This is a genomic window from Flavobacterium sp. (genome assembly GCF_039595935.1).
Taxonomy (GTDB): Bacteria; Bacteroidota; Bacteroidia; order Flavobacteriales; family Flavobacteriaceae; genus Flavobacterium.
This window is the reverse complement of record NZ_JBCNKR010000006.1, coordinates 1473523-1485608: the sequence shown is the minus strand read 5'-3', so window position 1 is coordinate 1485608 and position 12086 is coordinate 1473523. Positions and strand designations below refer to the sequence as shown.

At 34.4% G+C, this 12086-nt stretch carries 11 protein-coding genes and 1 tRNA gene; 3 read left to right on the top strand and 9 right to left on the bottom strand.

Going from position 1 to position 12086, the window contains the following annotated elements; genetic code table 11:
* The first annotated feature begins 8 nt into the window (after positions 1-8).
* A complete protein-coding gene (locus tag ABDW27_RS16280) occupies positions 9-206 on the top strand; it encodes a hypothetical protein (RefSeq protein ID WP_343696848.1) in 198 nt (65 codons plus the stop codon).
* A 38-nt stretch (positions 207-244) separates the two neighbouring features.
* On the opposite strand, the gene ABDW27_RS16275 is transcribed toward ABDW27_RS16280, so the two are convergent.
* Positions 245-445: a YqaE/Pmp3 family membrane protein gene (locus ABDW27_RS16275; RefSeq protein ID WP_343696847.1), complete on the bottom strand. Its 201-nt coding sequence runs from the start codon at positions 443-445 to the stop codon at positions 245-247.
* A gap of 319 nt (positions 446-764) precedes the next feature.
* On the opposite strand from ABDW27_RS16275, the gene ABDW27_RS16270 reads away from it, so the two are divergent.
* Both ABDW27_RS16270 and ABDW27_RS16265 read left to right on the top strand, forming a co-directional pair.
* Positions 765-1895, top strand: coding sequence for an IPT/TIG domain-containing protein (locus tag ABDW27_RS16270; protein ID WP_073412389.1), 1131 nt, complete (start codon positions 765-767; stop codon positions 1893-1895).
* A 342-nt stretch (positions 1896-2237) separates the two neighbouring features.
* The gene (locus ABDW27_RS16265; RefSeq protein ID WP_073412393.1) at positions 2238-2954 is read left to right on the top strand and encodes a hypothetical protein; all 717 of its coding nucleotides are present in this window, start codon (positions 2238-2240) and stop codon (positions 2952-2954) included.
* A gap of 84 nt (positions 2955-3038) precedes the next feature.
* On the opposite strand, the gene ABDW27_RS16260 is transcribed toward ABDW27_RS16265, so the two are convergent.
* The 8 genes from ABDW27_RS16260 to ABDW27_RS16225 form a co-directional block, all read right to left on the bottom strand.
* Positions 3039-3112 (bottom strand) — tRNA-Arg (locus tag ABDW27_RS16260).
* A 74-nt stretch (positions 3113-3186) separates the two neighbouring features.
* Positions 3187-3636 carry a GatB/YqeY domain-containing protein gene (locus tag ABDW27_RS16255; protein ID WP_281235175.1) on the bottom strand — a complete coding sequence of 150 codons (450 nt, stop codon included), beginning with the start codon at positions 3634-3636 and terminating at the stop codon, positions 3187-3189.
* 266 nt (positions 3637-3902) lie between these two features.
* Positions 3903-5879 carry a cell division protein FtsZ gene (gene ftsZ, locus ABDW27_RS16250; protein WP_343696846.1) on the bottom strand — a complete coding sequence of 659 codons (1977 nt, stop codon included), beginning with the start codon at positions 5877-5879 and terminating at the stop codon, positions 3903-3905.
* A 78-nt stretch (positions 5880-5957) separates the two neighbouring features.
* Positions 5958-7367: a cell division protein FtsA gene (gene ftsA, locus ABDW27_RS16245; RefSeq protein ID WP_343696845.1), complete on the bottom strand. Its 1410-nt coding sequence runs from the start codon at positions 7365-7367 to the stop codon at positions 5958-5960.
* A 6-nt stretch (positions 7368-7373) separates the two neighbouring features.
* On the bottom strand, positions 7374-8096 hold the full coding sequence (locus ABDW27_RS16240) for a hypothetical protein (protein ID WP_056204843.1): 723 nt from the start codon (positions 8094-8096) through the stop codon (positions 7374-7376).
* Complete coding sequence (murC, locus tag ABDW27_RS16235; protein WP_343696844.1) at positions 8083-9432, bottom strand: UDP-N-acetylmuramate--L-alanine ligase; 1350 nt, start codon at positions 9430-9432, stop codon at positions 8083-8085. Before murC ends, ABDW27_RS16240 begins: the two co-directional genes overlap by 14 nt.
* 199 nt (positions 9433-9631) lie before the next feature.
* Entirely contained in the window at positions 9632-10717 is a 1086-nt protein-coding gene (murG, locus tag ABDW27_RS16230) for an undecaprenyldiphospho-muramoylpentapeptide beta-N-acetylglucosaminyltransferase (protein ID WP_343696843.1), read from the bottom strand.
* Positions 10718-10733: 16 nt separating this feature from the next.
* On the bottom strand, positions 10734-12053 hold the full coding sequence (locus tag ABDW27_RS16225) for an FtsW/RodA/SpoVE family cell cycle protein (protein ID WP_343696842.1): 1320 nt from the start codon (positions 12051-12053) through the stop codon (positions 10734-10736).
* Between the last annotated feature and the right edge of the window lie 33 nt (positions 12054-12086).

The following is a 12086-nucleotide window of genomic DNA, read 5'->3' as shown; positions in this document are numbered from 1 at the left end:
TTAAAACCATGGAGAACAAAAACAATGTACCTGTATTTACGCTGAGTATTGTAGCGATAATTGTTGGTGTGGCAATTTATAAACAATTTGACTTTGAGACTTTAAAATTTGAGAAACCGGCACTGGCTGCTGTCTATTTAATAGTTTTTGTTTTTTCTGTTTTTGTTCTAATTAAAAATTTTATAAAAAAACGTTCTGAGAAATAATTAAGTTATTCAAGAAAACTTTGAAGGCAGGGTTTAATTTACTTAGCCTTCATTGCTCTTATTAATTTATCATTACGTTTGTCTGCTCTTGAATTTTGTAAGGAAATCACAGCCCAAATTGCAGCAGGAATCCAGCCAATTAAAGTAATCTGCAAAATTAAACAGATAATAGCAGTAAAAATTTTACCTCTCAATAAAAAAGAAAGCCACGGAAAAAATATTGCAATTAATGTCATCATAATAAGTTTGATATTTTTAGTTAAAACATTTTTAGCTCAGTTTCGACTCCCAATTTAGCAAAGTTTTCTCAAAACTATAAAAAGCCTGCAAAATTTAAAGTTTTTCAATCTTGAATAGTTTTTCTGTTTGAATTAATAATATGGGTTAGAGCTGCATTTCGTTCAATTTATTACAGTATTGAACCTATGAAATTTTGGTGCAAACTCAGGAAGTTTTTAGTACTATTGAAGTGACATTTTGCAACGTTGAACCCACCATTTTGCAAGAATATTTTATATCTTCCGAAAAAAATTAACAATTAAAAACCAACCATCTAGAATGAAACACTTTTTTTCAATTATTACACTATTTATTTTTATCAGCTGTTCAAGTCCTAATAATACAGAAGAAGTTCAAATACCAGATCCAAAAATTGAAAGCGTTTCGACTAATTCAACCAATATAGGCGATACTATTATAATTAAGGGAGAAAATTTTGACCCAAATTCAACTTATATTGTTACATTTAATGGTACTAATGGGCAAATTACTCAAATTACTTCAACTACAATAAGTGTAATAGTTCCGGTGGGTACAACTTCTGGTCAGCTTCTATTAAATGCAAATGGGGTAAAAGTTAATGGAGGTTATATTTCTATAATTGGTCAAAATCGTCTATTTGCACACAATGAACATGAAAACATTGTCGAATTAAATCCTACTACAGGTATAGTAATCAAAAACATAGTTTACGGTACAGAATCTGATTATTTAAGTGAATTAGAATATTTTGCCCCAACAAATGAAATTATTGGACAAGGATTTATTTCAAACAGCGGAAATAACATTTACAAACTTTTTAAAGTGAAGCTTGCAGACAAGAGCGTAAAAGAAATTACTTACAAAGGTTATGACCAATTGATCGTAACAACAACAGGAAAATTATATGGGTACATATTGTATAAAGGCCTTATTGAATTAAATCCCAATACAGGTTCCGAAATTGGAAGCTTAATAAATACCGGAAGTGATCTAATTTACGGGTTTATTTACAATCCTAAAACAGATGAAATAATGGGAGATAAAGATAAAGTTGAGAATGGAAAAGTAATCCACAGACTTTGCAAAATAAAACTTTCTGACAAGTCAGTATCTGAAACGGTTTATTACGGCTATGACGAATTAATTCCTGCGACCAACGGAAAATTATATGCCTTTAGATCTACCAAAAAAATAGTAGAACTTGATCCTGCTACGGGTTCAGAAATCAAAACTTTAGTAAATATTACCGACGAATATATAAGCCATCTTACGTATTACCCGCAGACCAATCAAATAATTGGAAAGAAAATTATATACAATAATCACATTCCTACCTATAAACTTTTAAAATTAAACCTATCAAATAATTCATTATCCGAAAATAACATCATTCAGGATGATTATCACTATTTTATTGTAACCAATTAAAAAGAGATCGTCCGGCAGATATATTTAGAAAACGAAATGTTATTTTTCTATAAAGTAGTCGATGCACAAATTCAGTTTGAAAAGAACGAAAAAGGAGAAATTTCAAATTTATTTTTATTACAGAACGGAAAAAAGATAGAAGCAAAACGTACGAAATAAAATCTGCCGCCAACACACGCTGTAAGCAATTTGTGCATTTGGCTGAATTTAAAGATAGTTTTGTATTTGGAAATTGTGCATAATGAAAAATCTCGCGTCTTTTAATCTCAAACTCATGCAGCGCCTGAACACTTGCGGTACTATCTTTCAACACTAGGAAAAATCAATAACATAATATAACAAATGATTAAATTGAAAAGTATTGCCCGTTTATTTACATGTATTACTTCCGTATTGGTTTTATCAGCTTATACTGTAACGGAAAATCCTATAATCACAAAACAAAAAAAACAAAGCGTCTCAGAAGTTTCAGGAATTTATGAGTTTCAAACAAGCTGGCTTCAGTCAACTGCTAATTTTAAACCCGATGGAACTTTTGAAATGAGTTATTCAATTGGCGAAAAACATACAACTTCTGGAACCTGGACTATTAAAAAAGATATCTTAATTCTAAAAAACGATGACAATTTCCCTGCAAATAAAAAATGGCTGATTAGAAATGATAAACTTTATCCCATTTTAAAATCAGCAAAGGAATATGATATGAATTTTTTCTATACTGCAAAAAAACAAACTGTTGAAAAAGCAAATTGTGCTGTATTAAAAAATTGCAGACTAAGATATTCTGAAGCAAATGATGATTCGACTTACATAACAATAAAAGACAATGTATTTATGGAGTTTCCAAATGCCGATAAAGAGTATATTAAATCAAACCTCGAATGGGTAAACGAGTGCGAATACAATGCAACAGTAACCGAATTAACTGCTAGCGGCCTAAACTTTAAAACAGGCGACAAAATAAACGTCAAAATTGATAAAATCGACAACGATATGATTTACTACACAGCCTCTTTTGAAGGTCAAACCGTAACAGGGAAATTTATAATTATGAAGTGAGAAGTGGGAAGTGGGAAGTGGGAACTTAGGAGTCATAAAAAAGCCTGCAAAATGTATATTTTGCAGGCTTTTTAAATTGTATAGTGACCCCGGAGGGGTTCGAACCCCCAACCCTCAGAGCCGAAATCTGATATTCTATCCAGTTGAACTACGAGGTCAGTTAATTTTAGATTTATGATTTTAGAATTCAGATTAAATCTAAAATCTAAACTCTAAAATCTAAAATTTTTATTTACGAAAGTAACTTCTTTACAATTGTAGAAATGGTTTTTCCTTCAGCAGTTCCGCCTAATTGAGCAGATGCTAATCCCATTACTTTACCCATCGAAGCAATTCCGGAAGCTCCTGTTTCTGCAATGATTTTTGCAATTACAGCTTCTACTTCTGCTTCGCTTAACTGAGCTGGTAAAAACTTTTCAATTACTGCTACCTGAGCCAATTCTGGTTCAGCTAAGTCAGGACGGTTTTGCTCTGTAAAGATTCTTGCGCTTTCTTTACGGGTTTTAACTAATCTTTGAAGTAATTTAATTTCTTCATCTTCTTTTAAATCTTCTTTAGATCCTGAAGCTGTTGAAGCTAATAATAATTCAGATTTTACTGCTCTTAATGCTTCTAATGCTACTGTATCTTTTGCTTTCATGGCCGTTTTGATCTCGTCCATGATTTTTGCTTGTAAACTCATCTTTATGTTTTATTTAAATAAGCTTTTGCTTATAAATTGATATTTGTATTGAAAGTTGTTCTCGACTTTTTATAAATAATAAACATTTGTCAGGCTGAGTCGAAGTCCTTTCCGAAAAAGAAACCCTTCGACTACGCTCAGGGTGACAATATTATTTTAAAAGTACTATTTAAAAGTCAAATTTCTAAATTCTGTGCGAAGATAAAAAAAATAACCCGAAAATTAAATCCAATTTTCGGGCTATCCTTATATTAAGATTGTAAAAATTAATCTACGTTGTCGTGCAAAAATGAATTATTTGAACGCAATTGCAAATCGTTGTTACTATCAGTTCCTACTGAGATTCTCGAATTTGTATTATTTGATTGTGAATTCGATAAATCGATTCCTAATCTTTTATAAGCCGGCTCTTTTTCCAGCTCATCGATTCTTGAAACGTTATTGTGGAATTTATAATTAAATTCTTTTAGTTTCTTTCTTCTTTCTTCTGCTCTTAAACGAAGTGTTTCTTCAATTGTTAATTCCATTGGAGAAACTTCTGAAGTTGTTGTAAAATCTGGCTGACTTGCAAAATCAGCTCTTGGTTTCAGAGTGATGTTCAATTCTTCCGGAACCGTATCTTCAACCACTTTTTCAACTGGTTTTGAAGATGTTAATTCATTTTCAACTTCCATATATTCTTCAAGAGAATATTTGATGATTCCGTTGTCAGAAAGTTCTGTTACAGGCACAAATGAAACCGGATCGTTTACTTTAATGTTACGAGTTTCGTTTGTCAGTTCAAAAACAATTTTATTATCCTGTTCTGCAACTGGCTCTCTTTTAACTTCTGGCTCTGATTTGAAAAGCGGAAGATCAAATGAAAAAGTTGTTTGTTCTTCTCTTTCAAAAGTTCTCTGCTGTACTGGTTTTACTTCCTGAACCGTCTGCGCCGCCGGAGTTGTAATTTTAAAATCAATATCAGTAATTGGCGAAACGATTTCAAAAGTTACGTCCAGGTTTTTAATAAACTCAGACATTACAATCAATTCTTCCTGATTGATTGTTGGTGTTATCGGAGCAACTGGAGCTTGTACGGGAGCAACCGTATCTTCCATTAAATCAAAAATAACTTTCTCTTCTGATTTTGCAGTCGGTGTTTCTGCATTCAAATCAAAAGAAGCAAGTGGTTTGTTTGTTAAATTATGAACACTTCTCTGCTCATCTTCTAACGTATGAATGATTTTTTTAGGCTCTGTATTAACAATTTCGTTTTGCTGTTCAACATCAAAACCAGTAGCAATAATAGTTACAGCAATAGCATCACCAAGGCTTTCGTCTTCTCCAACCCCCATAATGATATTTGCATTATAACCTGCTTCTGCCTGAATGTGATCATTGATTTCTCCGATTTCGTCAAGCGTTATTTCATCAGATCCAGAAACGATAAGCAACAATACGTTTTTGGCACCTGTAATTTTGTTATCATTTAATAATGGAGAATCCAATGCTGATACGATTGCATCTTTGGCTCTGTTTTCTCCCTGCGCCACAGCAGATCCCATAATAGCCGTTCCGCTGTTTGCCAAAACGGTTTTGGCATCACGTAAATCGATATTTTGGGTATAGTGGTGCGTAATAACTTCGGCAATACCTCTAGAGGCTGTTGCCAAAACTTCATCTGCTTTAGAGAATCCGGCTTTGAAACCTAAATTTCCGTAAACTTCTCTTAATTTATTGTTGTTGATAACAATTAAAGAGTCAACTTGTTTACGTAATTTTTCGATTCCTAATAATGCCTGCTCCTGACGTACTTTCCCTTCAAACTGAAACGGAATTGTCACGATACCTACTGTAAGGATTTCTCTTTCTTTTGCTAATTGTGCAATAACGGGAGCTGCACCAGTACCGGTTCCTCCACCCATACCAGCGGTAATAAATACCATTTTAGTCCCGCGGTCTAACATTTTTTCAATGTCAGCGATGCTCTCAATAGCCGATTGTTGTCCTACATCAGGATTTGCTCCTGCTCCAAGACCTTCTGTTAAATTTACTCCTAACTGAATTTTGTTAGGCACTGAACTATTTTGTAATGCCTGAGAATCAGTATTACAAACTATAAAATCTACCCCTTTAATACCCTGTTTAAACATGTGGTTGATGGCATTACTGCCTCCTCCGCCTACACCTATTACTTTGATTACATTTGATTGATTTTTCGGTAAATCAAATGAAATACTTCCAAATTCTGAGTTGCTCATCATCTTTTTGGTTTTTGAAATTCTTATTTAATACATTTTTTACCTCTTGACTTGGGGCAAGAAAGTAATCCTTCTCTTTTATTATTCTGCGTTGTCTAAAAAATCTTTGATTTTATCGACATATCTATCAAAAAATGATCTCCTGATTTTTGTTTCTGTAGATTCTGCACCAGCCTTTACTGTTTTTACTTCTCTTGGCTGTTCGATAGTTTCTACTTTCTCAACGTAGTTTTCTTCTACTTCGTATCGCTGTTGTACAGGCGGTTCTACATTTCTGTAAACCACTTTTGGCTGTTCATTTACAACTTCCATTCTAATAGCACTTTGCGTTCTATTTTCGATGCTGTTCATTACTAAACCAACTGCTGTTGCAAATAACGGACTTGAAATTTCTTCGCTTGAATTTCCTGCTAAATGCTCATTTGGATATCCAATTCTGGTGTCCATTCCGGTGATGTATTCAACTAACTGCTTAATGTGTTTTAATTGAGCACCTCCACCTGTAAGAACAATTCCTGCAATTAATTTTTTGCGTGGATCTTCGTGTCCGTAAGCTTTGATTTCTGCAAAAACCTGTTCTACGATTTCCACTACTCGGGCATGGATAATTTTAGAAAGATTTTTTAATGAAATCTCTTTTGGCTCTCTTCCTCTTAAACCTGGAATTGAAACAATTTCGTTGTCTTTGTTTTCTCCCGGCCAGGCTGACCCAAATTTTATTTTTAAAAGCTCTGCTTGTTTTTCGATAATCGAACAGCCTTCTTTAATATCATCTGTAATTACATTTCCTCCGAAAGGAATTACAGCGGTATGACGAATAATTCCGTCTTTAAAGATCGCTAAATCGGTTGTTCCACCTCCAATATCGATAAGTGCAACTCCAGCTTCTTTTTCTTCCTGACTTAAAACAGCATCTGCCGAAGCTAATGGTTCTAATGTTAATCCTGATAATTCAATTCCTGAACTCTGAATACATCTTCCAACATTTCTGATTGAAGAAGCCTGCCCTACTACAACGTGAAAACTAGATTCAAGTCTTCCGCCGTACATTCCGATAGGTTCTTTAATTTCAGATTGTCCGTCAATTTTAAATTCCTGCGGCAGAACGTGAATAATTTCTTCTCCCGGCAACATCGCCAGTTTATTAACCTGATCGATTAGAAGCTGAATATCTTTTTCGCCAATTACTTCTTCCGGATTATTACGGCTGATGTAATCTGTATGCTGAATACTTCTAATGTGTTGTCCGGCGATACCCACAACGACATCTTTTATTTTGTAACCTGAATTATTTTCTGCTTCAAGTATTGCTTGCTGAATAGACTGAATAGTTTGAGTGATGTTGTTTACAACACCTCTGGCAACGCCTAAACTTTTGGATTTACCAATACCCAAAATTTCCAATTTGCCATACTCATTCTTTTTGCCTATCATGGCAACTATCTTTGTTGTTCCAATATCTAGACCTACTGCAATATTATCTTTTTCCATTTTCTATTATTTTGTGCAAACTACTTGTTCCGTAAACCTAAGGTCAATCTTGCTGTATTTGTATAACGAACTATCTAAAACTGCTTTTTGAAAAAAGGCCTTATAGTTTCTAAATTTTTTATCAACATTCATTGTACGACCAAAATCTATGAAGTAATCATAGTTTCGATTAAACATTTTTAGGCTGCCATTAGGCATAATTTGTATTGCAATGATGTTTTTTTTCAAAAACGCATCGTCGTAAATTGTGCGAAATAAAGCTGCTAAATCTTCGTTATTTTTTTCATTTATTGCCCCTGAAACAAGAGGAACTCGCGCCGTAAAATTATCTGACAAGGGCATTTTATTACCCTCATAGTCAATATAAAAAGAGCGATCACCATCATAAACTCGCGCTATTGGTGTCTTCTGTTTTACTACCGCTTTTAGAACGCCGTCGATACTTACAAAAACATCTGACTTCTCAATCATGTCTTGCGTATCAAGGTTTTTTTCTATCTTATTCAAATCTACTTCATCTTTTCTAATACTGGAAGCGTCCCTTTTATTTTCTATCAACAATTTATTAACCGTTTCCGGTTTTACAAACAGCGTATTTTCTCCTACAAAAACGACCATAGATTTTTTTAATTTTCTATCTCCATTTCGGTGCTGAGCGAAAGAATATAAAAAAAGTACGAGCCCTAAAATGAGTACTAATCGAATATTTGTCCAATTAAATATTTTCATTTAGCATTTTTTTGATTGACGGTACCATTTCACCAATATCACCAGCTCCTATTGTTACAATTATTGGCGCATCACTGGCTTTGATTTCCGCTAATAAATCTTCTTTTGCAACAATTTTTTTGTTCGAATTGGTCATTTTTTCCAGCAGCCATGGCGATGTAATCCCTTCCATCGGTAATTCGCGTGCCGGATAAATATCCATTAAAAACACTTCATCAAACTGAGAAAGGCTTTCGGCAAAACCGTCGGCGAAATCTCTTGTTCTGCTGAACAAATGCGGCTGGAAAACTGCCAGAACTTTGCGTCCCGGATATAATTCTCTAACTGCCTGATGAACAGCATTTATTTCTGTTGGATGATGTGCATAATCATCTATGTAAACTAAATTATCAGATTTAATTTGATAAGAAAAACGTCTTCTAATTCCGTTAAATGAGGCAATAGCTTTTGCAATGGCGTCGGTTGGGGTGCCATACGTTTTCGCCATTGCAATAGCCATTAACCCATTCATTAAATTGTGTTTTCCCGGCAGCCCGAAACGAAGATCTTTCATGATTTCTGATGGCGTCTGCACATCAAAAACATAACTTCCGTCTTCAATTCGAACATTATAAGCTTTATAAACGGCATCTTCATTTATAGCGCACTGAACACCTTCAAGAGGCAATTCTTTGGTTATAAATAATTTACTTTTATCTTCTACTTTCGAAGCAAATTCTACAAATGAAGCCTGGATAGCATCACTTGTTCCGTAAATATCCAAATGGTCTGCGTCCATTGAGGTTACGCAGGCAATATTAGGATGTAAATGCAGGAACGAACGATCAAATTCATCTGCTTCTACAACGGTTACAGTTTTTCCGTTTCCAATTAAATTAGAATTATAATTCTCTACAATTCCGCCTACAAATGCCGTAACATCAGCCCCGCTTTCGTATAGAATATGTCCTAAAATACTTGATGTTGTGGTTTTGCCATGTGTTCCGGCAACAGCGAAACTAAAAGTGTCTTTGGTGATAATCCCTAATACCTCGGCACGTTTTTTAATTTGGTAGTTTCTTTCAATAAAATAATTCCACTCTGAGTGCGTTTTTGGAACTGCCGGCGTAAAAATCACAAGTGTATTCTCTACATAATAATCACTCGGAATTAAACTAATATTGTCTTCAAAATGAATATCAATACCGCTTTCGATTAATTCACTAGTAAGCATTGATGGTGTTTTGTCGTAACCTGAAACCTGTTTTCCTATGTATTTGAAATAGCGGGCCAGGGCACTCATTCCGATGCCTCCAATACCAATAAAATAAACGTTCTGTATTTGATTTAAATTCATTTTAATTTTGCTTTAAGCATTATGTTTTAGGCTTTAAGCCTTAAAATTTAATCCTATTTTCAAACTCATTTACCACTTATAATTTTATAAAAAACTAGTAATTAAGCTTTTATATTTTTTCGTTCTTTTCTAACCAAAATTGCCTAAAATACTATTCGACAATTCTCTGAATGTTTCATAATTTTTCTAAAAAGTTATATTATAACAACTTTTTAATTTCTTCCACAATCACTTTTGTTGCATCTGGTTTTGCCAATTTTTTAATATTGGCACTTAATTGTTTTTGTTTTCCATCATCTTTCAGCAGCGCTTCAAAAACAATGCTAAACTCGCTGTCCAGCTCAGATTCTTTCAACAAAATTGCACCTTTGGCTTCTACAATTGCCTGTGCATTTTTAGTTTGGTGATCTTCAGCTACATTTGGAGACGGAATAAAAATGACCGGTTTACCCACAATGCATAATTCTGAAACTGATGACGCTCCTGCTCTCGAAATTATCACATCTGCAGCGGCATAAACAAAATCCATTCTTTCAATAAAATCAACCACTTTTACGTTTGGTTGATTGTGTTTTTTGTAATCTTCAAAATATAATTTTCCGCATTGCCAGATTATTTGAACATCTTGCGAAAGAAAATTTGGCAATTCTTTTTCAATTAACTGATTGATTCTTCTCGCTCCTAAACTTCCTCCCAAAATCAACAGTGTTTTTTTATTTGGGTCTAAACCGTAAAAAGCAATAGCTTCATCTCGTTTGCTTTCGATATCAATTAAATCCTGGCGAACCGGATTTCCTGTCAAAACGATTTTCTCTTTTGGAAAAAATCTTTCTAAATTTTCATATGCTACACAAATTGCATTGGCTTTTTTGCTTAGCAATTTATTGGTGATTCCCGGAAAAGAATTCTGTTCCTGAATTACTGTCGGAATTCCAGCCGACCCTGCCGCCTGCAATAATGGTCCGCTGGCAAAACCTCCCGTTCCAATAACTACATTAGGTTTGAATTTTTTAATGATTCTTCTTGACTCTAATAAACTGCTTGCTAGTTTTAAAGGAAACATCATATTTTGTAAAGTCAGTTTTCGCTGTAAACCGGCGATCCAAAGACCTTTTATTTCGTAACCAGCCTGAGGCACTTTTTGCATTTCCATTTTGTCTTTGGCACCTACAAAAAGAAATTCAGCATCCGGAAATTGTGATTTTAATTCGTTTGCAATCGCAATTGCAGGATAAATATGTCCTCCTGTTCCTCCTCCGCTTAGTATGAATTTATGCTTTGTCATAACTAGTTTTATCCTTTTATTTATTTAAAACTGCATTCATCGGATTTCTTGAATTATCCTGAATTGAATACATTGCTTCTTCTTCGTAAATTTCTTCTCTTTCATCTACCGGCAGATCTTCTTCGGCTAGTTCTTTGTCTATCAATCTTTGAAGCGCTTCTTTTCTTCTTTCTTTTTCTTGTTGTTCTTCGGCGATTTCTTCTTCTTTCTTGGTTACACTAATGATAATTCCAAGTGAGAAACAAGTCATCCAGATTGAACTACCTCCGGAACTTATCAGCGGAAGTGTCTGCCCTGTTACCGGCAGCAATTCTACGGCAACCGCCATGTTAATCATCGCCTGAAATATCATCGGAAATCCGAGACCGACGACGACTAATTTTCCGAATAATGTATTGGCTTTATGTGAGGCGATTACAAATCGGAATAACAATAATAAATACAACAGTAATATTGAAACTCCGCCGACTAAACCATATTCTTCTACTACAATCGCATAAATAAAATCGGAAGATGATTGTGGTAAAAAGTTTTTCTGAACGCTTTTTCCCGGTCCTAATCCGCCTAATCTTCCTGAGGCAATTGCAATTTTTGCTTTTTCAATTTGATAATCATCTTCATCTGGTTTATCTGTGGTAAAGTTCATAATACGGCTTTCCCATGTTGAAACCCTGCTGAAGAATCTTGAATCCGGAAATGCTTTTGCTACCAAAAGGAAAAACGCCAGCATTATAACTCCTGAACCAATAATAAACGCAATATATTTTAATGGATATTTCCCAATAAACGTGAGCATCATTACCATTGAAAAAATCAACGCTGTTGTCGAAAAGTTAGCTGGTAATATTAATGCTAATGTGATAAATACCGGAACCCAAAGCTGAATGAATGAGGTTTGAAACGGCTCATTTTCTTCTTTGGTTTTCGACAAATAACGTGCTACGTAAATAAACAATACGCTTGCCGCTAATGTTGATGTCTGAAACGTGATCCCAATGAACGGCACCTGAATCCAACGGCTGGCATTGGCTCCTGCAATTACGGTTCCTTTCAACAAAGTATACAACAACAACAACCAAACTATTGGAAGCGCAATTTTAGAAATCGCTCTAAAATAATGATACGGTACTTTGTGAACCCAGTAAATAATCAGGAAACCAATACAAACGTGAGCTAGGTGTTTTACTAAATAACCCAAGGTATTTCCGGTTCCGTGACCTATGTACGCCAGATTACTACTTGCACTAAAAACAGGCATAAATGAAAACAACGCCAATAAAGCCACGAATGACCATATTACCCTGTCTCCTTTTAATTTGTTTACCAGCTCCTTCATATTTTAGATTTTAGAATTTAGATTTCAGATTTT